Raw genomic sequence first — 26,208 nt, 5'->3', positions numbered from 1 at the left:
TGATTTCTCATTTACAGCAATTCACATTTGGATTATATTGGAATGACGGTATGGACATAGCCTTTAATTTGGAATGGAAGTGGTAGGGATGCCTGCAGGAATTGCCTGGTTTATGACCGCGTTTCTTGTGCTTTGGACGGGAACAGCGGTGTTTGCTACGATTAAACCACGTTATTTTTGGCAGATTACCCAAGGCTGGAAAGCTTTCAAGGAACCGCCAAAAGCATATTTTGTTTTTTCTGCTATCGGCACAGGAATTTTTGCAGTTATTGGCCTTGCACTATTGTTTTTACCTTTTTATCATGGCCGTTAGACGGACCTGGGCTATGGCAGATATTAATATCATTTACAGGCCATTGCATGGCTTGTCGAAGGAGTAGACGAACGATGAGTGTAACGCCAGGGGCTTATTTTCTGAGTGGATTCGGAGTGTTTGCCGTGTTGATCTGGTTGACATCTGCTGTGGCGTGTATCTACGCTTTTGTGTTGTTTGTTAAGCTTGCACGCAGAGGGATAACGGCCCTAGACCTGTACAATTATTCCAAAAACCTTGAAATCCGCGCTAAATATGAATCAGCCAATAAGGAGGGACCGTATTGAATGCGACTTATAAGGTGCTGGTAAGCGATGCTGACCTGTTCACTGCTGCGCTCGCTGAGGCGAATATATACGTAGTACAGATGCTAGACGGAAAGCCGCATGTTATCGCTGATTACGCAGGACCTCTGCAAAAATGGACACCTGATTATATCATGCTGGCGGGAATGGCTTACAAACGTACGGAGTATGAATTCCGGGTGCGACTGCCCAAAAAATAACAACTGCCAGTTCACACAAACCGATGAAGCCATAATTGCATCTCTTATACTATCAAACGTAAAAGAGGTGGAATTATGACAGAAACAGAACGGTTAAGAATTCGCAGAGCGATTCGTGTATTGCTGGCACAAAGAGCGGTTTTACGGGAGCGCCTTGAGGAAATCAATGAGAATTTGCGCCGGGTGCCCAATCCCAGCCGGTCCAGACGTGAATTACTGGCTGCCAGGGTGTCGATCCGGGAAGCGTTGCGCCTGAACCGTATTGCGATCAGACTTTTGCGCAGTGTGCTGTAGCCGAAGCTGTTGTTGGGGATAGCCCTAATAAGCTGTTTGAACATCATATGAATAAATGAAAAACACCTCTGTCCGTGCAAGCGCGGGTAGAGGTGTTCTTTTGTCATGGAGTAACATGCGGACTATGCACTGGATTTACTCCCTAATTGTCACGCGCGTCCCAATGGGGACTATACGAGATAAAGCAAGAACATCTTCATTATACATCCGGATGCAGCCATGTGAGACCCTATGACCGATCGAAGCAGGATTATTCGTTCCGTGAATGCCGTAATGCGGTTTAGACAGCCCCATCCAAAAGGCTCCGAAGGGACCGCCAGGGTTGGGCTGTTTGTTAATGATAGTATACTCGCCTGCAGGTGAAACTGTTAGCATGGTGCCGATTCCAACGGGAAAACCACGGGTCACAATGTTATTATCCAGTAAATACATCATGCGCTGCGACAGATCAACAATTATCCGGTAATTGGGCAAAGTCATCAGCACTCCTTTTGCTACCAGGATATGTGTGGAATGCTGCTGGGGTTCCGTTATAAGAGGGTAGTGGTGATGAATTTTACCATTAAGAACAAGTGTTCTTATTTTATTGTGTTGCTAATAGAACGGAAAAAGCTGTTCCGCCTGGAGGGCGAAACAGCTTTTGTGAGGGGGAGATTCTAGTGGATATCACGGAAAAGTCCAATGACTCGGCCTAAAATGGTAACACGGTTCAAGCGGAGCGGTTCATAAGCCGGATTCTCCGGCTGCAGGCGGATATGATCTCGTTCCTTATAAAATGTCTTAACAGTAGCTTCATCTTCTTCAGTCATCGCAACGACGATATCTCCATTGTCTGCTGTCTGCTGCTGGCGGACAATGACGTAGTCGCCGTTCATAATTCCCGCATCAACCATGCTGTCTCCTAGTACAGAGAGCATGAAAACCTTGTTGTCGCCTACATAGTGGCTAGGAAGCGGGAAATAGTCCTCGATATTCTCTGTAGCTGTAATAGGCACCCCGGCGGTGACTTTACCTACAACAGGAATGCGGGTTACTGTTTGTACAAATTGATGTACATTCTCAGAATCTTCCTGTCCAAGCAGTTCTATCGCACGCGGTTTCGTAGGGTCACGGCGGATAAGGCCTTTCTTCTCAAGACGATCCAAATGACCATGTACTGTGGAGCTGGATGCAAGACCGACAGCTTCCCCAATTTCCCGGACAGACGGAGGATAACCCTTGCTGCGGACTTCGTTACGTATAAATTCCAGGATCGCCAGCTGACGACTCGAAATCTTTGACATTGGAATCAACCCCATATAGTATGTTTGGGAAAATTATAACATAGAACTTCCGTTCGTACAAACATAAGTTCTAAAATTTTCAAATTAGCATAGTAACAGTTGGAAATGACCCTAAAGCTTGCTCATAAATTTAGGGGAACAATTGTTCGAAAAAACTATTGATCAAAACACTTGTTCGTGTTATATTATTTTTGAAATTAAGAACAAGTGTTTGGAGGTCGATGATAATGTTAAAATACAGTACATACCGCAGCATCTACGATGAAGCCCGTGAGGTTCAGTCTGCCGGAGATGATTCTGCTTCAACTTATGTTTCAAATCTAAAGGATTCCGCAGCCTCTTTGTTCAGTATGCTGATGAAGGTATTTGTGAAAGATAACTTTATAAAGCTTGCCTTAGTGTTTATGCTCGTAGTTTCAGGTTTTACAGTTGTAGGTAATGTTTTTGCCGGTTCGGTGTCCTCAATGACAGAAGGTAAGCGGGTAGTTGTTGAGCGCGGTGACACACTCTGGAGCATTGCACGTGAACATAAACCGGATAACATGAGGATCGTTGTATATATAGAAGGAATTAAAGAGACAAGTGGACTGAAGAGCAGTGACATCCAGGCCGGAGATGTGCTAACCTTGCCTGTATATTAACTATAATTTTAACACGATAGAATAACATGGAGAGCTTTCAGGGAGGAGACCTTGACAAGCTCTTTTTCTCATGGCAAAGTTAGAATGAATTTATAGGGGAGGGGAAAGCATTGAATATAGACGAATTGGTCGCACGCATCAATGAATTGGCCCGCAAACAGAAAAGCAGCGGCCTGAATGAAGAGGAATTGGCAGAACGCGCTAAGCTCCGCGAGATCTATCTGGGCAACATCCGCAGCAACTTCCGTGCACAACTTGATACGATTGAAATCGTGGATAACGATGATCAGGGCAACAAGGGGCTTAAACATTAGTCCTGTGCCTTTGTCATAGATATTTTAGGATGACTAGGGGGAACTCACATGGCCCGTTCTTGGGAAAGAATGGTTCAACGCAACACACAGCAAGTCAATAAGCAACGGAAGAAGCAAGGTAAAGAAACCATCTATGCTTCAAAATCAGCGTCAGCTGCCAAAGACAGCGATATTTTTAAAGGCCGCAACATCGTTTTTCCATTAGTTCTGCTGCTGCTCGGCATCATGTTCTGGGTAGTTGGTTCTGTAGATGAAGCTCAAGGCAGTGGGATTCTCGCCAATTGGCTCGGTGTTGTTCTTTACTTTTTACTGGCTGCGCTTCTGTTCTTCCGCCGTCCATACCTGAAGGTTGAACGGGCCAGAGTTTCTACTATTAAATATAATCGTGAACGCTGGCTGCAGGCATCAGAAATTGAGAAGATTATTGTGTCCCGCAGTATGGTTTCCCTTAAATATAAAGGCAAGCGCAAGCAATGGGTGTTCTCCAGATTCCTGAACCGTTATAACACCGCGGCAATGGGTGAACGCCTCACAGAGTTCGCAAAAGCTAATAATATTGAAGTAGTGTACGAGTAGCAAATTAGACCAGCATAGGGAGAGGGAGCGTTATTATGCCGATTACCGCCGTACTATTTGACCTTGACGATACACTGCTCTGGGATGAACGGAGCGTTGAAGAAGCTTTCCGTGCGGCCTGCGAGGCAGCAGGAAACGACGTTGATCCTGTGGAGCTGGAAGCAGCTGTCCGCAGGGAAGCCAGAAGCCTTTACGAGACATATGAGACGTTTCCATTTACGAAGATGATCGGAATCAATCCCTTCGAAGCACTATGGGCGAATTTCACAGCCGGGGAGCAGCCGGAATTCCGACAACTGGAGCAGCTTGCTCCGGGATACCGCAAAGAATCCTGGCTACGCGGCCTGGCTTCCTTAGGAGTCGACGATGAAGCACTGGCTGAACAACTAGCCGCCAAATTTGCCGAGGAACGCCGGAAGCGGCCTTATATGTATGAAGAAACGCTTCAAGTGCTGGATGAGCTTCGCGGTAAGGTGAAGCTGCTGCTGCTCACAAACGGGTGTCCGGCTCTTCAGCAGGAGAAACTGGACGGTGTTCCGGAGCTTATCCCTTATTTTGATCATGTGGTCATTTCAGGAAGCTTCGGTAAAGGTAAGCCCGACAAAGATATTTTCGTACATGCGCTTGATCTGCTGGACATTGCTCCGGAACAAGGGGTTATGGTCGGTGATAAGCTTACGACGGATATTCTAGGCGGTCTGACTGCAGGTCTTACCACGGTCTGGATTAACCGGACGGGTAAAAAGGCTAATCCGGAGATTCGGCCGGACTACCAGATCGGGCATCTCTCCGAGCTCCTTCCGCTGGTACAATCGCTATAACAATTCTTTCAGAACCGGTCTCTCATTAGGGAGCCGGTTTTTTGTATGATATGAATATATGTGAAAAGGTAGTCATTCTCTGAAAAAGTGAATATTATGTGTATAATAGAGAAAGAATGGTTTACTCGCGCTGTAAGCTTCATAAGGAAACCGACTATCCGACTGGAGGATGCCTGATGATCAAACCTAAGCAGCTCATAGCACTTTTATTTATTGTCTCGATGTCAACACTAGGAGGATGTTCAAAAAACAGTTCAGAGCATAACCATATGCAGGCTGCCGTAAACGTCTCCATGGAACCGATTAAGGTCGAGCTGAGCTGGAGTCCGGAGCAAGTCAAGGTACACGAGCCAGTAAGCTTTAAAGCGGTGGTTACTCAGGCCGGTGAAGCGGTAGATGATGCCAAGGAAGTGCTCTTTGAAATCGTGAACATAAATGATGAATCTATAAAGCTGGAGCTGAAAGGAACATCCTCCGGGAGCGGTACATATGAGGCTGAAGGCAGCTTTGCTCAAGAGGGCAAATATAGCGTTACATCCCATGTAACGGCCCGCACACAGCATTCCATGCCGAGTAAAGAACTCACTGTATTACCTTAATAATGGTTCCTGAGGACTGCCTACAAATAATAACAATTATGCAGAGTGGAAAGGAAGGCTTTCCGATTTTGCTTTATTCTGCTAAACTTACTCTAACGTTTTTCTGGGGGGATATGAAGTGGCTAAATATACACTTGCTGAAAGCTTGCAGCAGCGCATACTGATTCTGGATGGAGCAATGGGTACAATGATTCAACAAGTGCCCCTTACCGGTGAGGATTTTGGCGGAGAAGACTTGGACGGCTGTAATGAAATGCTGGTGCTTACCCGGCCGGAGGTTATTCAGGACATCCATGAAAAATATCTTGAAGCCGGCGCGGATTTGATTGAGACGAACACTTTTGGTGCGACTTCTGTGGTGCTTGCGGAATATGATATTCCCCAGCGGGCACGGGAGATTAATCTGGAAGCAGCTAGGCTTGCCCGGAACGCCGTAGACAAATACGATACGCCTGAACATCCCCGTTATGTGATCGGCGCAATGGGGCCGACCACGAAGACGCTCTCCGTGACCGGAGGCGTGACTTTTCAGGAGCTGGTTAGCAGTTATCAGGAGCAGGCCGTTGCCCTTATTGACGGAAAAGTGGATGCTCTGCTGCTGGAGACTTCCCAGGATACATTAAATGTGAAGGCAGGCAGTATCGGGATCAGAAATGCTTTTGAGCAGACGGGTATTACATTGCCTGTTATGATCTCGGGAACGATTGAACCGATGGGAACAACTCTGGCGGGTCAGAATATTGAAGCCTTTTACATCTCGCTTGAGCACCTGAAGCCGATCTCCATCGGACTTAACTGTGCGACCGGACCGGAGTTCATGCGCGATCATATCCGCTCCCTGTCAGCGATTTCTTCGGCGGCTGTGAGCTGTTATCCGAATGCCGGATTGCCGGATGAGAACGGGAACTATCATGAATCTCCGGATTCACTGGCCCGTAAGCTGGCAGGCTTTGCTGAAAAGGGCTGGCTGAACATCGCCGGAGGCTGCTGCGGAACAACTCCGGATCATATCCGGGCAATGGCCGAGCTGCTAACAACCTACGAACCCCGCAAGCTGGATGGATCTCACCCGCCGGCATTGTCAGGGATTGAGCCTGTTTATGTAGAGAGTGACAATCGTCCTTACATGGTCGGTGAACGCACGAACGTGCTGGGCTCACGGAAATTCAAACGTCTGATCGTGGAAGGCAAATACGAGGAAGCTTCGGAAATAGCCCGTGCTCAGGTTAAGAGCGGTGCGCAGGTGATCGATGTCTGTGTGCAGGACCCGGACCGCGATGAGAGCGAAGACATTAAGCAATTCCTGGAACTCGTAGTCAAAAAGGTTAAGGTACCGCTGATGATCGATACCACTGATCCTAAGGTGATTGATCTGGCGCTGCAATATTGCCAGGGCAAGGCGATTATTAACTCCATTAACCTTGAAGATGGTGAAGAGAAATTCGAGCTGGTAACTCCGCTGATTCATAAGTACGGGGCGGCAATTGTCGTAGGGACGATTGACGAAACCGGACAGGCGATTAAAGCGTCAGACAAGCTGGAGGTTGCCAAACGCTCTTACGATCTGCTTGTGAACAAGTACGGACTGGCTGCAGAGGATCTGATCTTTGACACGCTGGTGTTTCCTGTCGGTACCGGAGATGAGCAGTATATCGGTTCCGCCAAAGAAACGATTGATGGCATCCGCCTGATCAAGGAAGCTTTACCTGCGGTGCATACGATTCTGGGGATCAGTAACGTTTCGTTCGGGCTTCCGGAAGCGGGACGCGAGGTCCTGAACTCGGTCTTTCTGTATGAATGCACCAAAGCCGGACTGGATTATGCGATTGTAAATACCGAGAAGGTTGAACGGTATGCCTCCATTCCGGAAGAAGAGCGCCGTCTGGCCGAAGAATTGATCTACAACACCAATGATGAGACGCTGGCAGCATTCGTTGCAGCTTTTCGTGAGAAGAAAGTGGAGAAGAAAGAGAAGATATCCAATCTTTCGCTGGAGGAACGGCTCGCCTCTTACGTTGTTGAAGGCACCAAGGAAGGTTTGATTCCTGACCTGAATGAAGCCCTGACGAAAAGCGGTCCGCTGGAAATCATCAATGGTCCGCTGATGGCTGGAATGTCCGAGGTTGGCAGACTGTTTAATAACAATGAATTGATCGTTGCTGAGGTACTGCAAAGCGCTGAAGTGATGAAGGCTTCTGTCGGACATCTGGAGCAATTTATGCAGAAGGATGAGACCTCTGTGAAGGGGAAGATTATGCTGGCCACCGTCAAAGGGGATGTGCATGATATCGGCAAAAATCTGGTCGAGATTATCCTGTCCAACAACGGTTATGAGATCATCAATCTGGGTATAAAGGTACCACCGGAGAATATCATTGAAGCATTCAAACGGGAAAAGGCCGATGCGATCGGGCTCTCGGGCCTCTTGGTCAAATCGGCACAGCAGATGGTTACAACCGCTCAGGATCTGCGTTCTGCAGGAATTGATGTGCCTATTATGGTAGGCGGCGCTGCTCTGACACGTAAATTCACCAAGACACGCATCCGCCCGGAATATGATGGCCTTGTCCTGTACGCCAAGGATGCTATGGATGGATTGGATATCGCTAACCGGCTGATGAATCCGGAGGAACGGGTGAAGATTGAGGAAGAAGTGCGCCAGGAAGCAGAAGCGGCTGTCGTTGTGGCTCCGCAGCAGGAGCTTCCGGTCCTGACCCGGGCTGTCCGTTCGAAGATCTCAGCAGACGCACCTGTGTTCACCCCGCCGGATTTGGAACGCCATGTCCTGCGCAGCTATCCGCTGGGCCATATTGTTCCCTATGTGAATATGCAGATGCTGCTTGGCCATCACCTGGGTCTGCGCGGTTCAGTGGAAGCCCAGCTTGCCGCCGGAGATCCGCGTACGGTAGAGCTTAAGGAAACGGTGGACGATATTCTGCATCAGGCAATCCTTGAAGGTACGATTACGCCGCATGCGATGTACCAATTCTTCCCGGCACAATCCCGGGGCAATGATATTCTGATCTACGACCCGCAGAACACCGCCAACATTCTGCATACCTTTACGTTTCCGCGGCAGAATGTTGAACCTTACCTTTGCCTCGCCGATTTCCTGAAATCGGTGGACAGCGGCATCATGGACTACGTCGGGTTCCTGGTCGTGACCGCGGGCCATGGGGTCCGTGAAATGTCGACAGAGCTGAAGGAAAAAGGCGACTATCTCCGCTCCCATGCCTTGCAGGCCGTGGCGCTGGAGGTTGCCGAAGGCCTGGCCGAGCGTGTCCATCATATGATGCGGGATACCTGGGGCTTCCCTGATCCTGCCGATATGACCATGAAGCAGAGACATGGTGCACGTTACCAGGGGATCCGCGTATCCTTCGGTTATCCGGCTTGTCCGGATCTTGAGGATCAGGGGCCGCTGTTTAAGCTCCTCTCTCCGGAGGATATCGGCGTTCATCTGACTGAAGGCTTTATGATGGAGCCGGAAGCTTCAGTATCGGCAATGGTTTTCGCCCATCCGGAAGCACAGTATTTTAATGTGGAGAAGCTATAGACTCTCTTGAGGATACACAACTGATCGGAAGGGGGAGAACCCCTTCACAGCGGACCTCCCGTACAGGGAGGTTTTTTGCTGGAGTATGAAGTTATTTTGGGAAGGATACAGGTAAAGATGATTTCCTCTCCCAAAAAGGGTAAAATTCATTTCAGAGATGCGGCGGCAAAGGCCGCGTGTTCATTCGAAGAAGAAGGAAAGGAGGATTTAGGATGGAAATTTATTTTCTTGGCACGAATGCCGGTGTTCCCACACTGCAGCGCAATGTAACCTCGATTGTCCTCAGACTGATGGAGGAACGACGCAGTTTCTGGATGTTCGATTGCGGAGAAGGGACACAGCATCAGGTGCTGCGTTCACCGCTGCGGCTGGGCAAGCTGGAGAAGCTGTTTGTTACCCATTTGCATGGTGATCATCTTTTCGGCTTGCCGGGGCTGCTGTCCAGCCGGGGGTATCAGGGCGGCACGGCTCCTCTGACAGTGTATGGTCCTCCGGGACTGAAGGCTTTCCTGGACGTTTCCTTGTCCGTAAGCCAATCACGCATGCCTTACAAGCTCGAGATTGTGGAGCATACCGGCGGGCTGGTATTTGAGGATGAAACCTTTAAGGTTGAGGCGGGTCTGCTGGAGCACCGGATTGACAGCTATGGATACCGGGTAACGGAGAAAGACAGCCCGGGCAGTCTGAACACGGAGCTGCTCCAGAGCTATGGACTTAAGCCTGGCCCGTTATATGGTAAGCTCAAGAAGGGCGAAGATGTGACTACGGAGAGCGGAGTAGCAATCCGGGCTTCCGAAGTGGTCCATGAGCCCAAAAAAGGGCGCATCGTAACCATTCTGGGGGATACCAGACCTTGCCCGGGGAGTCTGCCGCTGGCGCAGGGGGCTGATCTAATTATCCATGAAGCAACTTTCGCCCATGATCTGGCGGAGATGGCTTACCAGTATCACCACAGCACTGCTGTCCAGGCGGCAGAACTGGCCCGAGAAGCGGAAGGCCGTGAACTGTTGCTGACTCACTTCAGTTCGCGTTACGTGTCACAGGAGGAGTTGACTCCATTACTGGAGGAAGCACAGGCGATTTTCCCTCAAACCCTGCTTGCTGAGGAGTTCTGCACCTTCCCCGTATACCGGAGAAAGTAAGCGGAGAAGCTGGGAAATCCCCGGGGAAATGGCTGAGGAAATCAAATTATTTTCCGGGAAAGCGCAGGAAATGACAGGGTAGTGTCAAAAATAGCCTGACGCTGCAGCGGTTCGCTAACGTTCGACTAAGGATGTTAAAATTTAAGCAAAAGAGCCTTAGCAAGCGTACGAAGCAGAGGAGAATATGGCGAAATGAGGGCGGGATTATCCTGCCTGTTAACCACATATAATCTTGTGTTCTGTAACGGCACAGCTGAAATTAGAGCGGTAATAAAAGCTGGTTTCTAAAATTAATGAGATTACTAATTAATGGTGTTAATTAAATATCCAAAGGAACTGGAGGGGGATTATGAAGGATATCGGAGGCTTGCTCATTGATCTGGATGGAACTTTATTTCACGGTGGCCGGATGATCCCCGGCGCTGATGAACTGGTAGCAGGGCTACGTGCGGCAGGTATACCTTTTTTGTTTGTAACGAACAATTCTTCGCGGACCCCCGCTAATGTAGCCGCACATCTGAGCGGAATGGGCATTGAAGCCAAGGCGGGTGAAGTCTGCACTTCCTCGCTGGCAGCTGCACGCTATATCGCTGAGGAATCACCGGAAGCTAGGGTGGCGATACTGGGAGAAGAGGGCCTGATTGAAGCCTGCGCCGTAGCTGGCTTGACGATTGTCACAGATGACCCGCAATATGTTGTGCAGGGCATCTACAGATCTTTTACATATGATTCACTGGCACAGGCTTCCCGCTGGATCATGGGCGGTGCGAAATTTGTGCTGACTAATCCCGATCTGATGCTGCCGTCGGATGACGGAGTGATGCCGGGAGCGGGGACGCTTGCTGCAGCCATCGAAGCCGCTAGCGGTGTGTCGCCAGTAGTTATCGGCAAACCGGAATCACACCTGATCAATTATGCCGTGTCGGTGCTGGGCATTAAGCAGGAAGAGGCTGTTGTGGTCGGCGATAATATGCGGACGGATATTTCGGCGGGGGCCAATGCGGGTTGCCGGACGATCCTTGTGCTGACAGGCTTGACTACTCAGGACAATCTTGAACACTATAAAACAGTAACAGGCGTGACACCGGATGAAATTTGCAGCGATTTAGCTGAACTAATATCGATGCTCGGTGTATAATGGCAAAGGTGTGAGTTTGTTACCAACCTAGAAGGGACGATGTTGAATGCCGGAATTGCCGGAAATGGAGAATTACAGAAAGCTGCTCAGTCAGCATCTTATAAATGTTCCGATTACAGGTGTGACCGTGAACAGAGAGAAAACCATCAATATGGAGGCCGGGGACTTTAGGAACGCATTACTCGGTGCCCGTATCGTTTTTGTGGAACGCCGGGCGAAGCATATTTTGTTCCACCTGCATGACGGGCGCAGATTGCTGCTTCACCTGATGCTGGGCGGCATATTGTATTACGGCACGGAGGAGGAGCGTCCTGAACGGAGCACACAGGTGGAATTGGCATTTGGTGACCATATTCTATACTTCATGGGTCTGCGTCTGGGGTACCTGCATCTGCTGTCGGTGAAGGAAAGCGAAGCGGCCATGGGCAAGCTGGGACCTGAGTTGCTGGACCGCCGGATGACCGCAGAGCGGTTCGCTGCGCTGCTGAAGGGCCGGAGAGGGGCGCTAAAAAGTCTGCTTGTGAATCAGCAGGTTATGGCGGGAATCGGCAACTGCTACGCGGATGAGATTGCTTTTGAAGCCAGGCTGCTGCCTTCTACGCTTGTGCAGAACCTGCCGCCGGAGGCCATCAACCGCTTGTACGAGAGTATGCGCAAAGTACTGACGGAAGCAACCGAAATCGGCGGATACATGGAGATGCCGTTTATGGCCGGCGATACCGTTACCGGCTCGTATAATGATCAGTGTAAAGTATATGACCGGGAAGGCGAACCATGCCTGCGCGGCGGGGGAACCATTGTCAAAACAGAGCTGACCGGACGCAAGGTGTTCTATTGCCCGGACTGCCAGCATGAAGGGTAGCCCCAAAATCGGGGCTCATGTCAGCATCCGCGGCGGATACGGCCGAGCGGCCCGTTTTGCCTGGGAGAGCGGTGCGGCATGTTTTCAATATTTTCCGAAAAATCCGCGCAGTCTGAAGCCGAAGCCGCTTGATAGGCGGGATGCGGAGGACTGCGCCGCTTTTTGCCGCAAGCACAATATGGTCTCCATCGCCCACACCCCTTACCCGACCAATATGGCGGCTGATACAACGGGCGCTGCATCCAGATCGGTAATGGTAGCGTCACTGCGCAATGATCTGGAGATCGCCGAGGCTTGCGGCTCGCTTGGTATTGTAGTGCATTTTGGACATTTTGCCGGAATGGAGCCGTTACAAGGCTACCAAAATATTATACAATGTATGAACGATACCCTTAGCTCCTGGGATGGCCGGGCAAAGCTGCTGATCGAGAATCAGGCCGGCAATCACGGAAGTGAAGGCATGACACTCGAAGAGCTGGTCAAAGTCCGTGAGCTTAGCCGTTTTCCGGAGAAGATCGGGTTCTGTTTTGATACATGCCATGCTTTTGCCGCTGGGATCTGGAATCCCGAGCAGACAGAGAAGCTGCTGCAGCGCGGGACTGAACTGGATTATTGGCGTAATCTTACTGCGGTTCATCTGAATGATTCATTATTTCCCTTCGGTTTGCGGAGGGACAGGCATGCCGGGGTCGGGAAGGGCTATATCGGGGAGCACAGTCTGCGGGAGCTGCTGCTCTCAGAGCCCATCCGTCATGCGGTTGTTGCCATGGAGACCGCGAAAGGGCCTGACGGAAGCCACCGCCAGGAAATTGCAGCTGTGCTGAAATGGTATGAAGCGGAGGAGTAGCCGTGATTAATATATTTATGGACGATTGCCGCAAGCTGCCGCAGGGTTTTACGCTGGCAAGAACAACTGAAGAATGCCTGCTGCTCTTGCGTGAGTGCGAGGTTAATATATTGTCGCTCGATTATGACATGGGGCCGGATGATTACAGCGGGGATGAGGTGTGCAGACGTATGGTGCTTGAGGGGCTGTTTCCGCGCCAAATTTACCTGCATACCTCCAGCAGCTGGGGCCGCAGAGAAATGTATGAGCTGCTTTATGTCGCAAGACCAGAGGGAACCGAATTGTACAATGGGCCGGTTACTGATGAAGTGCTTGCCGGGATCGCTGCAGGAGCGGCCGGTAAATGACAGAATTTAAAAGCTTGAGCGAGCAGGAGCTTATGGAGGAGCTGATTCAGTCCGGTGAGCCTTTGGTTGTATTCCTGCATACCCCGCTGTGCGGTACCTGTAAGGCCGCCCGGCGCATGCTGGAGGTTGCCTCGCATCTCCTGCCTGCTGAGCTGGTTATAGCCGAAGCTAATATAAATATGCTGCCGGGGCTGGTCAGCCGGTACCGTATATCCAGCGTGCCAGCACTTCTGGTGACCTCTGCTGACCGGATTGCTGAACCGGAAATTTATTATTCAATGGGCTCTGTAGAACGGATGCTGGAATTCATAAGGAGAGTGACCTCATAAATGATATCATTACAACATCTAACGCTGCGGAGAGAACAAAGCCTGATTCTTGACGATGTATCACTGGAAATGAAGCAGGGTGAGAACTGGGTCATTCTTGGGCGCAACGGCTCAGGCAAGACCACAATTCTGGAGATGATGACCGGATATTTATTCCCGAGTAGCGGATCCGTTGAGGTGCTCGGTTATAAATACGGCCAATGCGATCTGCGTGAGGTACGCAAGGAAATTGGTTACATCGGCCCTTCGCTGATGGAAAAGCTGTCGCTCAGCGATCCTGTATGGGAAGTGGTTGCCACCGGCGCCTACGCTTATCTTCGCTTCTATCAGGCGATTCCGCAGCAGGTACAGGAACAGGCAGTTAAGCTGCTTGAAGATATGAATCTGGGTGATCTCGCCTATCATCCGTTCGGAACCCTGTCTCAGGGAGAGCGCAAAAAGGCAATGCTGGCCAGATGCCTGATGGCCGACCCTAAGCTGCTCATCATGGACGAGCCTTGTGCCGGACTTGATCTCTATGAACGTGAGAAAATGCTTGCAGAGATTGACAAGCTGAAGCAGCGGAATGTTTCGGTAGTCTATGTCACACATCATGTTGAGGAAATCGTACCGCTTTTCTCCCATGTGGCGCTGATCCGTGACGGAAAGCTGGCGGGCTCCGGCCCCAAAGAAGAAGTGTTAACGAAAGATATGATCTTGGCTACTTTTGATATTCCCGTCGATGTTGAATGGGATAACGGTCGTCCCTGGATTAAAATCAGACCTGGAGGCAGATGATTTGAACGATTTAACACAAGCAACCGGAGAGCAGACTGCTGCTCCGGAAGAAAAGATTCTTTCACGTTACATCTGCACGGCCAATCACGGCTTTGCCCCATACGCTCAGGAAGAGCTTCGCCGCCTGTTCGGGGCGGTGAAAAGCACGCTGCTGCTGCCGGGAGAGATTTTCCTGGCCACACTGGAGGGTGAACCGGAAGAAGTATCGCGGGTACTTAGCGCGAATCTGCCGATCTTCCTGCGGCATATTCAGCCGGTACAGTTTCAGGATCAGGGTGATCTCTCCGCTTTGGAACGGTTGGCCGTTTATTTAAGCCGCCGCAGCGAGCTGGAAGGTGAGAAGGTGTCGCTGCATGTCCGCAAGGGAGCGACCTCGTTCTGGCAGGACAGCCCTGGTGAGCTGCGCGAGTGGCTGCAGGAGCGGGTGCAAAGCCTGGAGGCTGATTTCACCGTGCAGGACCCTGCCTGGGTGATTTCCGTCTATGCAGATGGAGAAGCGCTTTACGCCGGGGTGTCCCGGCCTGAGGACAATCTGTCCAGCTGGAACGGCGGTATGATCCGCTTCCGCAAGGAAGACGGACAGATCTCACGGGCGAAATTCAAACTGATGGAGGCGGAGAAGGAATTTGCCATTCCGTTCTCAAGCTTCCGTAATGCGGTTGATATTGGTGCTTCACCCGGCGGCTGGACCTCATTCCTGCTGGAACGCGGACTTAAAGTAACCGCGGTTGATCCTGCACTGATGCATGAATCGCTCCGCAATCTGCCCGGGCTGAAGATCTTGCGCAAAAATGCCGGGGAAGTCAAATTCCGGGATAATGAATTTGATCTGCTGGTCTGCGATATGAGCTGGAGTCCGAAGTTGATGGCGAAGCTGGTCACCGGCCTGCTCCACAGCCTTGCACCTGGCGGAACAGCGGTAGTCACAGTGAAGCTGATGCACAAGAAGCCGCTGGCTGTAATCAAGGAGATTATCGCCATGTTTGAAGGCGAGCGGATGCAGGTTCAGCGGGCGAAACAGCTGTTCCATAACCGTGACGAGATAACGCTTTATATGATTAAATATTAATCAGATGAAATATTATCGCTAAATTGTATCATCCAAAGGGAAAGTATCCCGTTGTCTGCACCACCGGCCTCGTACCGGATGGCATCAGCTGCGGCGTGCTTTCTCTTTTTTTGTTATATAAATAGGATTTTGTATAAGTTTAATCAGGGGGATGTTAACGATGACCTTTCAAACAAAACTGGCACCCGGACAGTTAATAGGAGAGCGGTACCGGATTATGAACCTGATCGGCTCCGGTGGAATGAGCCATGTCTATTTGGCTGAGGATATGCGGCTGCCAGGGCAGCTGTGGGCGGTTAAGGAAAGCATCAGCCATCAAAAGACAGCGGGAGCCGTGGAAGCGGAGGCGAAACTGCTGATCTCTTTGAACCACCGTCTGCTTCCGAGAGTTACCGATTTTTTAGCGCCGGATAAAGAAGGCTACTGGTATATGATCATGGATTATATTGAAGGGGTGACACTGGCCGAATCTATGAAGGCAAATGCTGAACCGCTGGAGCCGGGACGGATCCTTGCCTATACCCGCCAGCTGCTGGAAGTGCTTGCGTTCTTGCATGGGCAGCATCCGCCGATTATATACCGCGATCTTAAGCCGGCTAATATTATGCTGACCGGAGCAGGCGGGCTGATGCTGATAGACTTCGGAATCGCCCGCAGCTATAGAAAGGGAGCAGGAGAGGATACGGAGAAGCTCGGTACCGCCGGTTTCGCGGCTCCCGAGCAATACGGCAGCGGGCAGAGCGGGCCAGCGTCGGATCTGTACGGCCTGGGAGCGATTATGCTGTATATGGTTTCCGGCGGGTCGTACAGCCGCTGGGTGCCGGGAATGGAAGCCAAGCTAAACGCCAGAATTCCGGCGGCTCTGATTCCTGTTATCCGGCGGCTCCTGCGCTATCATCCGGAGGAAAGATTTCAAAGCGCGGAAGAAGTATTACAGGCGCTTGAGCCTCTTTCAGATTCTATAGTCGAACCGTCTACAAGCGGGATACGGCCGGCATTATCCGTAAAGCGCCAGACTGCTGTTGTTGCACTGCTCGGCGTATCCGCAGGTCTTGGAACGACGCATACCTCACTAGCAGTGAGCAGCGGTCTGGCCCGGAAGGGTCCCACCGCATGGGTTGACTTCAGCCCGGAATCTTCCATATATGATCGGATCTGCAGCCTGCTTGATTTTCCGGTACATTCAGGGAAAATGGGCACTTCTGAGGCTCCGCTTAGCTGGAAAGGAATTGATTTCTGGCAGCGTCCGGTGAAAGGTGATTTAACGGAACTGCTAAATAAAAACTATACATATATCGTGATGGATCTTGGAACCGGCGGTTACGAAGGGGCACTCGAGGAGTTTACAGACAGTGATATACCGCTGCTGGTGGCTTCCGGATCAGCCTGGCGGCTGGAGGATACGCTGCACTGGCTGCGCCGGAACAGACTTACGCTTCATACGAACTGGCAGGTTTGCCTGCCGCTGGCGAGCCGGTCATCCGCGGAGCTGCTGGCTGCGGCATTGGGCGGACAAGTGGAGGTGAGCAGCCTGCCACTGCAACAGGATCCTTTTGAGCATAACGGTAAGTTAGTTCAGGTCCTAGGGCAGCTGCTGAGGAAGACTGGCAGACTCCATATTTCTGCAAAACGAAGCGGGTTATTTCAGAAAAAAATGTAAAAATATCAATTTAATTTTCTTGTGGAGCGCAGAATAGGTAAATCCCTATTTCAGTGGAGCCCTTACTTGTGTTAAAATGGTCGTTATATGTACTGACAGAACATTGGCCTCATGTTAAAAATAGATAGGAGCTTACTGAGAATTTATGAGTTTACTTACTGTAGAAGACGTTTCCCATAACTTTGGAGACCGGCAGTTATTCACGAATGTGTCCTTTCGCTTGCTGGCCGGCGAGCATGTTGGACTGGTGGGAGCGAATGGCGTCGGCAAGTCGACACTGATGAATATTTTGACCGGAACCTTACTGAAGGATAGCGGAAAAATAGAATGGACACCGAGAGTGCGCTACGGTTATCTGGATCAGCATACGAACCTTACACCAGGTAAAACGGTGCGTGACGTGCTGAAGGATGCTTTCCTGCCGCTGCTTGAGCTGGAGAGTGAAATGATGGAGATTACCGGGAAAATGGGCGATGCTTCACCTGAAGAACTGGAGCTGCTGCTGGAGCAGATGGGTGAAATTCAGGAGCAGCTGGATATGGGAGATTTCTATCTGATTGATGTTAAAGTCGAGGAAATGGGCAACGGTCTGGGTTTGTCGGCAATCGGTCTGGATCGTGATGTAGCTTCGCTGAGCGGAGGACAACGGACGAAGGTTCTGCTGGCCAAGCTGCTGCTGGAGAAGCCGAATGTACTGCTGCTGGATGAGCCTACCAACTACCTGGATGTTGAGCACATCGACTGGCTGACCAACTACCTGAAGCAGTATCCTTATGCTTTTTTGCTGATTTCCCATGATACTGAATTTATGAATAAAGTCGTTAATGTGGTGTACCATCTGGAGTTCGCCAAGCTGACCCGTTATACTGCGAACTATGAGAAATTTCTGGATATGGCGGAAATGAACAAGGCCCAGCATATTGAGGCCTATGAGAAGCAGCGGGATTATATCAAGAAGCAGGAGGATTTCATCCAACGAAACAAAGCGCGTGCTTCCACTTCTGGGCGGGCGAAAAGCCGTGAAAAGCAGCTCGACCGCATTGAGCGGATTGACCGGCCGGAGGAGGCGGCGAAGCCGAGCTTCTCGTTCAAAGAGAGCCGCTCCAGCGGCAAAACCGTATTCGAGGGCATTGACTTTGAAATCGGCTACGACCGTCCGCTGCTGCCTAAGCTGAATATGACGATTGAACGCGGGGATAAGATTGCGATTGTCGGCTGCAATGGTGTCGGTAAATCCACGCTGCTGAAGTCGATTCTGGGCGTAATTCCGGTATACAGCGGTAAAACCTACCTGGGTGATTATCTGAATGCAGCCTACTTTCAGCAGGAGGTTAAGGCAGCCAATATTACACCGATAGATGACGTGTGGAACGAATTTTCCAGTCTTACTCAGAATGAAGTGCGCGGCCATCTGGCCCGCTGCGGTCTGAAAAACGAGCATATTACCCGTCCACTTAGCATGCTGAGCGGGGGTGAACAGGCTAAGGTGCGACTATGCAAGCTGATGATGCGTGAGAGCAACTGGGTTCTGTTCGATGAACCTACGAACCACCTGGACATCGTAGCCAAGGCGGAGCTGAAACGGGCATTGCAGGAGTATAAAGGCACGATTCTGCTTGTCTCTCATGAACCTGATTTCTACGAGGATTGGGTCACGAAGATTTGGGATGTCGAGCAGTGGTCAGCACAGGTACAGACGGTATAGTTTAATCTAAAATCCGGGGAAAAGCAGTGGACCAGCTGCTGTTTCCCGGCTTTTCAATATGGGGGGACTGTCAGGAATGAGCCATAGTGAAGATATCAATAGTTCAGGTAGAGACGGCCGCTATTCGCGCCAAGTCCGCTTTGCACCGTTTGGGGCGGAGGGGCAGGCGGGCCTCGCCCGTTCGAGTGTGTTAATCATCGGTGCAGGTGCGCTCGGTACCGGCATTGCTGAGACACTCGCCCGCTGCGGTGTCGGAAGACTGATTCTTGCCGACCGGGACTATGTGGAGTGGAGTAATCTACAGCGGCAACAGCTATATACAGAAGCAGATGCCAGCAGCAGAATGCCAAAGGCTGAGGCTGCAAAAGCCAGGCTGGAGCAGATTAATTCCGGGATCGTGATTGAGGCCCATGTGTTGGATGTTCGTGCGGAAGAGCTGGAAGGCCTGCTGCCCGGAGTGGACCTCATCATGGACGGTACAGATAACTTTGATACACGGCTGATAATCAATGACATGGCTCAGAAACACGGGATTCCCTGGATTTATGGAGCTTGTGTCGGCAGCTACGGGATAACCTACACGATTCTGCCGGGAGAAACTCCTTGTCTGAACTGTCTGCTGGGTACCGTTCCGCTCGGCGGAGATACCTGTGACACTGCTGGCATTCTGCCGCAGGCGGTACAGCTAGTTACGGCTAACGGAACTGCTGAAGCGCTCAAATTGCTAGGGGGGCGGCAGGGCCAGCTTCGGGACAAGCTACTGAGTTTTGATGTGTGGCGCAATGAGCACCAGGAGATTGGGGTAAAGGCGGCGAAGAAGGCGGATTGCCCGTCCTGTGGCAGCCATGCGATTTATCCTTATCTGACCGCTGCTAATACAGAACGCAGTGATGTGTTATGCGGTAGGGATACTGTACAAATCCGGCCGGCACACCGCCAAAAGCTGGATTTGCAGGAGACGGCTGCACGGCTCTCCAGGTTGGGAAGCGGAAAGGTCGAGAGCAATCCTTATCTCGTTTCGTTTACGGAGGAACCTTACCGTCTGGTGATTTTTGCCGACGGGCGGGCTCTGATTCATGGGACTAGTGATGTAGCAGCCGCCCGCAGCGTATATCACCGGTATTTTGGTTAATGTAGTAAAACTTATTGTGGAGACCGTTCCTATGTGGAATGGTCTCTTTGCTTTGGGGGAAATCTAAGCTTGATCTGCGGCTGGTGTACTGCCGCAAGGCTGAAAAGGATGCGGGGAGGGGAGACCATGAACGAAATCATCGCCTGGTATATATCTGGGACTGCCCGTGAAGCCGGTGAAACGCAGGAAAGCATCCGCAACAGGGAAAAGGTACATTTGCAGATTGAAGAAGCTCTCGGCAGTCTGGGGCTGCAGACGGCAATAAGCGAAGATCTCGAGGATCTTCGCTTATTATTAGCCAGAGTTCATCCCGTTCTGCTTCTGGCGGAGCTGCTAAATGCCGGGGAATGGGCCGGTTGGAGCATCGTTTCGGAGTTCCGGGCACAGGGGACCTTTTTGCCGGTGATGGTTATTGCAAGTGAGGGTGCTGGCGATGATGCCGTTGCGGTATTTGAAGCGGGTGGAAATGAATATATGCAACAGCCGCTGCACATGGGTGAGTTCAGATGCAGAGTAATGAACCTGCTCTGGCTTACGGGACGACGGCGCGGCCTTGAATCCCTGCTTAAGGTCGATGGCCTAATGCTCGACTCCAGCCGCCGGCTGGTCAGCCGGGATGGAATCGAGCTCATGCTGACCCCCAAAGAATTTGATCTGCTCTATTATCTCGCTCTGCATCAAGGGGAAATTTGTCCCCGGGACGAAATCTTAAGGCAGGTGTGGGGGTATCACTTTCCTGCAGACACCAATGTGGTAGATGTCTATATCAGACATATCCGCATGAAGGTTGACAAAGGCCATCGCAATAAGCTGATTCATACGGTACGCGGAACCGGATATATAATGAGGGCGCCCGAAGGCGGCCCTGCAGGCTGATTGTTATTAAGAAGCTCTACAGTACGCGGCGTGCCTTCAGGTAGGTTCTTTTCCAGTTGCCGGAGTTCAGGTTTGACACTGTGACACCGGGGGAACCATACGTGTGTAGAATCTTGCCGTTGCCGGCGTATACCGCTACGTGAGTCACGTTTTTACCATTAGCTCTGCTGCCGCTGGAGAAGAAGACCAGATCGCCAACACGGAGATTCGCTTTGGATACGGCTTTTCCGACTTTTGATTGAGCAACAGAAGTACGCGGCAGGTTAATGCCATATTTGGCGAAGATATATTTAGTAAAAGAGGAGCAGTCAAAATATCTAGTAGTAGAAGTAGATGCGCCGAACTGATAACGCACACCCAAATATTTTTTGCCTAAGTTTACAATGCTTTGTCCAGTAGAGGACGATACCGATGCGGCAGCAACTGGTGCTGTACCGGCTCCTGTAGCCATCAGAGTGCTTAGGCCAATTGTAGTGCTTATCCCCACGATAATCGCTTGTTTGAACCATTGTTGCTTGTTCATGTTGTAGTACCTCCCAGGTTTGTATCTATCTTGTATTCTTCTTTCTCTGTTTCGTAGTATATCAGTTTATTCACCGCCTATATTTTCCCATAACTGTCTTGGATTCAAGCTGGGAGCGGGTTGGAAGCGTTTTATTAAAAAATCATTAAAAGTTACAAAAATTTAATATTTATCGTTCTAATAGACGCAAAAAAACCGGGAACTCCTTATCTGGCAAGGGATTCCCGGTTTTTAGGTTTTGAAACAAAGGTTACAACGATGTCTCCGGATTTCTATGTATTAATCCCTGCTTTGGATGATCAGCAACAGTCCGCTTTGGATAGTAACCGTGCCGGACTCCTCGATCAGCCGGTTGCTGACAGCCAGAGATTGGCCCAGTTTCAACGTGGCATTCTCCAAAGGATATTGAAAGCCCTGCAGGGTGATTCCTGTTACTTCCGGTGTCAGGGGGAGCAGGGAGACATAGGTGAATCCGCGTTCCTGAACAAAAGCTTGCGACCCGGTAAGGGTGATATAATTATGTGAATCCATCACTGAACAGCTCACCTGCCGCTGCATTGCTCTCGTCATCATCTGGATGCCGGCCAGAGTGTGGTCCATTCGTGTGCCTGTTACACCCATCAGCAGGATGGATTCAGGCTGGGTGCCCAGTGCCAGGTCAAGCGCCATTTCACTGTCGGTCAAATCCTTGTCGATCGGGTCGCAGGTAATTGTTTGTTTACTGCCTGCTTGAATCTGTTCCAGCGCTTCCGGGCTGACGGAATCAAAGTCGCCGACAGCAATATCCGGTGTAAAGCCATGGGAAACCAGGAACAAAGCTCCGCGGTCAGCTCCGATTATAAAATCATCTTCGTCTATTTGTTGCAGCAAGTCCTCGGACAGCGCACCGCCGGCGAATATAACAACTCGTTTGGATGGCAAAACAATCCCCCTCCTTCTTCTGATGTATAGTTTGTCACCCTGAACAAGTATAATGCAGATCGAAAAGTTGTACAATTGGACCAGGCAGCGGTAAAATGTATAGAGCGGGTTTCTTCTATATAGAAGCCGCACAGTTTATATGGCAAAAAAAAGATCTCCGGGAGGTGAGAGAAATCGTAAATGTGTTATTCGTATGTCTGGGTAATATCTGCCGTTCGCCTATGGCTGAGGCAGTTCTCCGCAGCAAAATCGCGGAACGCCATCTGTCAGAGCGTATCGGTGTGGATTCTGCAGGAACAGGGGATTGGCATATTGGTAAAGTGCCGCATGAAGGGACCCGGCGTATTCTCGACCAGAAGGGGATTAGCTATGAGAATATGACAGCACGTCTGGTGAGCAGTGGTGATTTTGAGAAGTTTCAATATATCATCTGCATGGACAACTCCAACGGCGTCAATGTCCGCAAGCTTCCCGGCGGGGATAAGGCAGAGCTGCTGTTTTTCATGGATTTGCTGCCGGACGAAGAACTGCGTGAGGTACCGGACCCTTATTTTACAGGTAATTTTGAGCAGGTCTATGACCTTATCAATGCCGGCTGCGATGTTTTGCTGGAGCGGATTATTTCAGAAAAGCTTTAGTACACTCAAATCCGGGCTTAATCGGTTGCCATCCTAGAAAAAGAGGACGGGCACCGTGTGCCCGCCGCAAAATGGAAGCGCAAACAAGCTGTAGATGTACATACTCTGGCATAATGTTCACGTTTTCGCCTTTTTATGCTGTTTCATGGGGTAAAGAAATAGAGTAATGATTCTGGGAGTTCTTTTTGCCAAAATCCCCAAAGATGCTTGCCGTCCTTTTCACGGTAGGAGACCGTTGCACCGCGGGATTCAAGCAGGGCTTTGGTTTCCCGGTTCATCTGGACGAAATCGTATACTCCGGTATCCGTCTGATAATCTGTCTCCTGCAGTCCTACTAACATATTAATGTCCAGCCAGGAGAGATCCTCCTCCAGGGCAATAATGTCGCGGGACTCCGGATAATAGGCGCCTGAAAGGCTCAGGACGCGGTTGAACAGGCGGGGGTAGGCAAGGGCCAGGTGTAGCGAAACGCTGCCTCCCAGGGAGTCTCCGGCAATGATCCGTTCATCCGGGGTACGGCGGACCGGATAATTATGTTCAATGAAGGGAATAATCTCTTCGGCAAAGCAGGCAAGGTATTGTCTGAACCGGCTGCCAAAGGGAGCATACTCCTGTGTCCGGACGGCGACATTCACTTCAACGCCTACGATGATGAACGGCTCAATGTCTTCCTCTATAATGAGCTGCCCGGCGAGGGTGGCGATCCGGCCAAAATTGAAGAATTCCTCTCCGTCCTGGCAATAAACAACAGGATAGCTGAGTACTTCGTTATAGCCTGGGGGAAGATAAATCCGGAGCTTTCGTTCTTCCTGCAGATGCTCGCTCCAAAGTGTTTGTTTAACGATTGTACGTTTCAGAAAAACAGGTTCACTCATCACTGAATCGTCACCTTTCTTGTCGAATTTTGCATTAACCGTGTGCTTGCGTTAAAATTACCCAAGCGGTAAATGTGCCAAAGATCATTTACCTGCTTGAAAAAAGCAAATCTGTTATAGGAAAATTGATCACCTGTTATACATACATAATTTATGGAAACATAAATTTTATGCGTATTTCTTTGACGAAACAGATAAAACAGGTGTATAATAATTCTATAACAGAGACCACTGATATTCAAATTTTTTTATTGAGGTGAAGATGATGACTAGAGTTCCTTATGAAGTGTATACAGAGGACGTGGAGGCCCTTACGGTGCTTTCTCCAGATGGAGAAGTTATCAACAAGGACATGATGCCTGCACTTACCGATGATCAACTGAAAGAAATTATGTACCGCATGGTATTCACCCGTACATGGGATGACCGCGCCGTCAATCTTGGCCGTCAAGGCCGCCTTGGTTTCTATGCGCCGGTATCCGGCCAGGAAGCAACCATGATCGGCAGTGAGTTCGCACTTCAGAAAGAAGACTTCGTGTGCCCGGGCTACCGTGATATTCCACAGCTGGTATGGCACGGACTTCCATTATATCAGGCTTTCCTTTATTCCCGCGGTCACCAGCACGGCGGCCAGATTCCGGATGGTGTTAATGTATTAATGCCACAAATCATCATAGGTGCGCAAATTCTGCACGCTACAGGGATCGCAATGGGCTTCAAACTGAAGAAGCAACAGAATGTTGCAATTACTTATACAGGTGACGGCGGTTCTTCCGAAGGCGACTTCTATGAAGGCCTGAACTTTGCCGGACGCTTCAAATTGCCGGTCATCTTCTTTGTACAGAACAACGGCTATGCGATTACGACTCCGTTCGCTAAGCAGACGGCTGCCAAATCCATTGCTCACAAAGCAGTAGCAGCCGGTATCCCTGGTATCAAAGTTGACGGTATGGATGTCTTCGCAGTTATTGCGGCAGTGCAGGAAGCTGCAGAACGTGCACGCAAAGGCGAAGGAGCTACGCTGATTGAAGCTGTGACTTACCGTTTCCGTCCGCATTCCCTGTCTGATGACGCCAGCAAATACCGTTCCAAGGATGAAGAAGGCCAGTGGAACGAGAAGGATCCTATCGCCCGTCTTGCCAAGTATTTGGAAAAGAAAGGCCTATGGACCGAGGAAGACACGCTGCGCGTAAGAGAAGAAGCGAAAGCGACTGTGAACGAGCAGATCAAAAAAGCAGAGCAAACCGAAAAAATGACCGTTTCAGGCTTGATCGACAGCATGTTCGAGGTAACTCCGAAACATCTGGAAGAGCAAAAAGCCGATTTTGAATAAGGGGGATATCAGGCAATGGCACAAATGAATATGAAAGAAGCAATCCGTGACGCAATGCGCGTTGAACTGAATCGTGACCCTAATGTTATGATCTTTGGAGAAGACGTTGGTAATGTAGGCGGCGTATTCCGTGTAACAGAAGGTTTGCAGAAAGAATTTGGCGAAGACCGTGTGTTCGATACACCGCTTGCCGAGTCCGCAATCGGCGGTCTGGCATTTGGTCTCGGGGTACAGGGCTTCCGTCCAATCGCTGAAATCCAGTTTGTCGGCTTCATTTTTGAAGCTCTTGACCAGATCGTTATTCAGGCTGCACGCCTGCGCTACCGTTCCGGCGGCAAATATAACGCTCCAGTCGTGTTCCGTACTCCTTTTGGCGGCGGCGTCAAGGCTGCTGAGCTTCACACTGACTCTCTTGAAGGCCTGATTGCCCAAAGCCCGGGGATCAAAGTTGTTATTCCTTCTAACCCGTATGATGCCAAGGGACTGATGATCGCTTCGATCCGCGACAATGACCCTGTATTCTTCATGGAGCACTTGAACCTGTACCATGCGTTCCGCGCAGAGGTACCGGAAGGTGAGTATACCGTCGAGCTGGGCAAAGCGAACGTTGTCCGCGAAGGTTCGGATGTTACTATTATCTCTTACGGTCTGATGGTACATACTGCCACCAAAGCCGCTGATCAGCTTGAGAAGGAAGGCATCAAGGCTGAAATTATCGATCTGCGCACCGTTAGCCCGATTGATATCGATACCATTGTTGCTTCTGTGAAGAAGACCAATCGTGCCATTGTAGTTCAAGAAGCACAAAAGAGCTCCGGCGTTGCTGCCGAAGTCATCGCTCAAATCAATGAAAAAGCAATTCTGCATCTTGAAGCGCCTGTTCTTCGTGTAGCAGGTCCGGATACCATCTATCCTTTCGCGCAAATCGAGGATACTTGGATTCCTACACCGGCACGCGTCATTGCAGCCGTGAAGAAAGTAATGGAATTCTAAATAAGTTTCAAACTGCCGTCCTTATTTAAGGGCGGCACCCGTTTCTGCAATACATTAAAAATACTTACTAAGCGTATGCTTTCGAAGTCAGATTTGCGAAGTGAATAACAGGCAGCTTATGCTATCAAAACTAGGCGTA

The 26,208-nt window shown here is 50.3% G+C and carries 30 protein-coding genes; 25 read left to right on the top strand and 5 right to left on the bottom strand.

Annotated elements, in window-relative coordinates:
- The first annotated feature begins 73 nt into the window (after nucleotides 1-73).
- From L6H70_RS05230 to L6H70_RS05215, 4 genes are all read left to right on the top strand, one after another.
- Complete coding sequence (locus L6H70_RS05230) at nucleotides 74-313, top strand: DUF6199 family natural product biosynthesis protein (RefSeq protein ID WP_236330502.1); 240 nt, start codon at nucleotides 74-76, stop codon at nucleotides 311-313.
- 74 nt (nucleotides 314-387) lie between these two features.
- The gene (locus L6H70_RS05225) at nucleotides 388-600 is read left to right on the top strand and encodes a hypothetical protein (RefSeq protein ID WP_236330499.1); all 213 of its coding nucleotides are present in this window, start codon (nucleotides 388-390) and stop codon (nucleotides 598-600) included.
- Nucleotides 597-818 (top strand): hypothetical protein, encoded by a 222-nt coding sequence (locus L6H70_RS05220; RefSeq protein WP_236330496.1) that lies wholly within the window; start codon nucleotides 597-599, stop codon nucleotides 816-818. Before L6H70_RS05225 ends, L6H70_RS05220 begins: the two co-directional genes overlap by 4 nt.
- A gap of 75 nt (nucleotides 819-893) precedes the next feature.
- Nucleotides 894-1,112 carry a hypothetical protein gene (locus L6H70_RS05215; protein ID WP_236330492.1) on the top strand — a complete coding sequence of 73 codons (219 nt, stop codon included), beginning with the start codon at nucleotides 894-896 and terminating at the stop codon, nucleotides 1,110-1,112.
- A gap of 135 nt (nucleotides 1,113-1,247) precedes the next feature.
- On the opposite strand, the gene L6H70_RS05210 is transcribed toward L6H70_RS05215, so the two are convergent.
- Together L6H70_RS05210 and lexA are read right to left on the bottom strand one after the other, a co-directional pair.
- On the bottom strand, nucleotides 1,248-1,586 hold the full coding sequence (locus tag L6H70_RS05210; RefSeq protein WP_236330489.1) for a L,D-transpeptidase: 339 nt from the start codon (nucleotides 1,584-1,586) through the stop codon (nucleotides 1,248-1,250).
- A gap of 182 nt (nucleotides 1,587-1,768) precedes the next feature.
- Nucleotides 1,769-2,395 carry a transcriptional repressor LexA gene (gene lexA / locus L6H70_RS05205; RefSeq protein WP_028530732.1) on the bottom strand — a complete coding sequence of 209 codons (627 nt, stop codon included), beginning with the start codon at nucleotides 2,393-2,395 and terminating at the stop codon, nucleotides 1,769-1,771.
- 227 nt (nucleotides 2,396-2,622) lie between these two features.
- Between lexA and L6H70_RS05200 the strand changes: the two genes are divergently transcribed.
- The 18 genes from L6H70_RS05200 to L6H70_RS05115 all read left to right on the top strand — a co-directional run bounded on the left by L6H70_RS05200 (nucleotide 2,623) and on the right by L6H70_RS05115 (nucleotide 20,786).
- On the top strand, nucleotides 2,623-3,036 hold the full coding sequence (locus tag L6H70_RS05200; protein WP_236330486.1) for a LysM peptidoglycan-binding domain-containing protein: 414 nt from the start codon (nucleotides 2,623-2,625) through the stop codon (nucleotides 3,034-3,036).
- 110 nt (nucleotides 3,037-3,146) lie between these two features.
- On the top strand, nucleotides 3,147-3,350 hold the full coding sequence (locus L6H70_RS05195; protein ID WP_206100403.1) for a DUF896 domain-containing protein: 204 nt from the start codon (nucleotides 3,147-3,149) through the stop codon (nucleotides 3,348-3,350).
- Nucleotides 3,351-3,398: 48 nt separating this feature from the next.
- Nucleotides 3,399-3,926, top strand: coding sequence for a hypothetical protein (locus L6H70_RS05190; protein WP_236330483.1), 528 nt, complete (start codon nucleotides 3,399-3,401; stop codon nucleotides 3,924-3,926).
- Nucleotides 3,927-3,961: 35 nt separating this feature from the next.
- The gene (locus L6H70_RS05185) at nucleotides 3,962-4,747 is read left to right on the top strand and encodes an HAD family hydrolase (RefSeq protein WP_236330480.1); all 786 of its coding nucleotides are present in this window, start codon (nucleotides 3,962-3,964) and stop codon (nucleotides 4,745-4,747) included.
- Between the two features lie 176 nt (nucleotides 4,748-4,923).
- Nucleotides 4,924-5,346: a FixH family protein gene (locus L6H70_RS05180; protein WP_236330478.1), complete on the top strand. Its 423-nt coding sequence runs from the start codon at nucleotides 4,924-4,926 to the stop codon at nucleotides 5,344-5,346.
- 178 nt (nucleotides 5,347-5,524) lie between these two features.
- On the top strand, nucleotides 5,525-8,902 hold the full coding sequence (gene metH / locus L6H70_RS05175; RefSeq protein WP_423802805.1) for a methionine synthase: 3,378 nt from the start codon (nucleotides 5,525-5,527) through the stop codon (nucleotides 8,900-8,902).
- A gap of 212 nt (nucleotides 8,903-9,114) precedes the next feature.
- Nucleotides 9,115-10,044 (top strand): ribonuclease Z, encoded by a 930-nt coding sequence (rnz, locus tag L6H70_RS05170; RefSeq protein ID WP_236330472.1) that lies wholly within the window; start codon nucleotides 9,115-9,117, stop codon nucleotides 10,042-10,044.
- A gap of 349 nt (nucleotides 10,045-10,393) precedes the next feature.
- Complete coding sequence (locus L6H70_RS05165) at nucleotides 10,394-11,182, top strand: TIGR01457 family HAD-type hydrolase (protein ID WP_236330469.1); 789 nt, start codon at nucleotides 10,394-10,396, stop codon at nucleotides 11,180-11,182.
- A 46-nt stretch (nucleotides 11,183-11,228) separates the two neighbouring features.
- Nucleotides 11,229-12,044 carry an Fpg/Nei family DNA glycosylase gene (locus L6H70_RS05160; RefSeq protein ID WP_236330466.1) on the top strand — a complete coding sequence of 272 codons (816 nt, stop codon included), beginning with the start codon at nucleotides 11,229-11,231 and terminating at the stop codon, nucleotides 12,042-12,044.
- Nucleotides 12,034-12,891 (top strand): deoxyribonuclease IV, encoded by an 858-nt coding sequence (locus L6H70_RS05155; RefSeq protein WP_236330463.1) that lies wholly within the window; start codon nucleotides 12,034-12,036, stop codon nucleotides 12,889-12,891. The genes L6H70_RS05160 and L6H70_RS05155 overlap by 11 nt, the downstream gene beginning before the upstream one ends.
- A gap of 2 nt (nucleotides 12,892-12,893) precedes the next feature.
- The gene (locus L6H70_RS05150; RefSeq protein ID WP_236330459.1) at nucleotides 12,894-13,238 is read left to right on the top strand and encodes a cyclic-phosphate processing receiver domain-containing protein; all 345 of its coding nucleotides are present in this window, start codon (nucleotides 12,894-12,896) and stop codon (nucleotides 13,236-13,238) included.
- Nucleotides 13,235-13,567, top strand: coding sequence for a thioredoxin family protein (locus L6H70_RS05145; RefSeq protein ID WP_279306730.1), 333 nt, complete (start codon nucleotides 13,235-13,237; stop codon nucleotides 13,565-13,567). Before L6H70_RS05150 ends, L6H70_RS05145 begins: the two co-directional genes overlap by 4 nt.
- Nucleotides 13,568-14,344: an ABC transporter ATP-binding protein gene (locus tag L6H70_RS05140; RefSeq protein WP_236330457.1), complete on the top strand. Its 777-nt coding sequence runs from the start codon at nucleotides 13,568-13,570 to the stop codon at nucleotides 14,342-14,344. It begins immediately after the preceding gene.
- A 1-nt stretch (nucleotide 14,345) separates the two neighbouring features.
- On the top strand, nucleotides 14,346-15,413 hold the full coding sequence (locus L6H70_RS05135; protein WP_236330454.1) for an SAM-dependent methyltransferase: 1,068 nt from the start codon (nucleotides 14,346-14,348) through the stop codon (nucleotides 15,411-15,413).
- Nucleotides 15,414-15,573: 160 nt separating this feature from the next.
- The gene (locus L6H70_RS05130) at nucleotides 15,574-17,073 is read left to right on the top strand and encodes a serine/threonine protein kinase (RefSeq protein WP_236330451.1); all 1,500 of its coding nucleotides are present in this window, start codon (nucleotides 15,574-15,576) and stop codon (nucleotides 17,071-17,073) included.
- Nucleotides 17,074-17,218: 145 nt separating this feature from the next.
- A complete protein-coding gene (locus L6H70_RS05125) occupies nucleotides 17,219-18,778 on the top strand; it encodes an ABC-F family ATP-binding cassette domain-containing protein (RefSeq protein ID WP_236330448.1) in 1,560 nt (519 codons plus the stop codon).
- A 76-nt stretch (nucleotides 18,779-18,854) separates the two neighbouring features.
- On the top strand, nucleotides 18,855-19,910 hold the full coding sequence (locus L6H70_RS05120; protein WP_236330445.1) for a ThiF family adenylyltransferase: 1,056 nt from the start codon (nucleotides 18,855-18,857) through the stop codon (nucleotides 19,908-19,910).
- 126 nt (nucleotides 19,911-20,036) lie between these two features.
- Nucleotides 20,037-20,786 (top strand): winged helix-turn-helix domain-containing protein, encoded by a 750-nt coding sequence (locus tag L6H70_RS05115; protein WP_236330442.1) that lies wholly within the window; start codon nucleotides 20,037-20,039, stop codon nucleotides 20,784-20,786.
- Between the two features lie 16 nt (nucleotides 20,787-20,802).
- On the opposite strand, the gene L6H70_RS05110 is transcribed toward L6H70_RS05115, so the two are convergent.
- Together L6H70_RS05110 and L6H70_RS05105 are read right to left on the bottom strand one after the other, a co-directional pair.
- Nucleotides 20,803-21,309: a C40 family peptidase gene (locus tag L6H70_RS05110; RefSeq protein WP_236330439.1), complete on the bottom strand. Its 507-nt coding sequence runs from the start codon at nucleotides 21,307-21,309 to the stop codon at nucleotides 20,803-20,805.
- A 279-nt stretch (nucleotides 21,310-21,588) separates the two neighbouring features.
- Entirely contained in the window at nucleotides 21,589-22,230 is a 642-nt protein-coding gene (locus L6H70_RS05105) for a thiamine diphosphokinase (RefSeq protein ID WP_236330436.1), read from the bottom strand.
- A 173-nt stretch (nucleotides 22,231-22,403) separates the two neighbouring features.
- Between L6H70_RS05105 and L6H70_RS05100 the strand changes: the two genes are divergently transcribed.
- Complete coding sequence (locus L6H70_RS05100; protein ID WP_236333144.1) at nucleotides 22,404-22,868, top strand: low molecular weight protein-tyrosine-phosphatase; 465 nt, start codon at nucleotides 22,404-22,406, stop codon at nucleotides 22,866-22,868.
- Nucleotides 22,869-23,011: 143 nt separating this feature from the next.
- Here the strand turns inward: L6H70_RS05100 and L6H70_RS05095 are convergent, their stop codons facing one another.
- The gene (locus L6H70_RS05095; protein WP_236330433.1) at nucleotides 23,012-23,743 is read right to left on the bottom strand and encodes an alpha/beta hydrolase; all 732 of its coding nucleotides are present in this window, start codon (nucleotides 23,741-23,743) and stop codon (nucleotides 23,012-23,014) included.
- Nucleotides 23,744-24,008: 265 nt separating this feature from the next.
- Here L6H70_RS05095 and pdhA point away from each other — a divergent pair, with 265 nt between their 5' ends.
- Both pdhA and L6H70_RS05085 read left to right on the top strand, forming a co-directional pair.
- Nucleotides 24,009-25,076: a pyruvate dehydrogenase (acetyl-transferring) E1 component subunit alpha gene (gene pdhA / locus L6H70_RS05090; protein WP_236330430.1), complete on the top strand. Its 1,068-nt coding sequence runs from the start codon at nucleotides 24,009-24,011 to the stop codon at nucleotides 25,074-25,076.
- Between the two features lie 15 nt (nucleotides 25,077-25,091).
- Nucleotides 25,092-26,069, top strand: coding sequence for an alpha-ketoacid dehydrogenase subunit beta (locus tag L6H70_RS05085; protein WP_054940871.1), 978 nt, complete (start codon nucleotides 25,092-25,094; stop codon nucleotides 26,067-26,069).
- Nucleotides 26,070-26,208: the final 139 nt, after the last annotated feature.

It is taken from the genome of Paenibacillus auburnensis (assembly GCF_927798115.1).
GTDB lineage: Bacteria > Bacillota > Bacilli > Paenibacillales > Paenibacillaceae > Paenibacillus_AQ > Paenibacillus_AQ auburnensis.
This window is presented reverse-complemented; position numbering and strand designations above follow the sequence as displayed.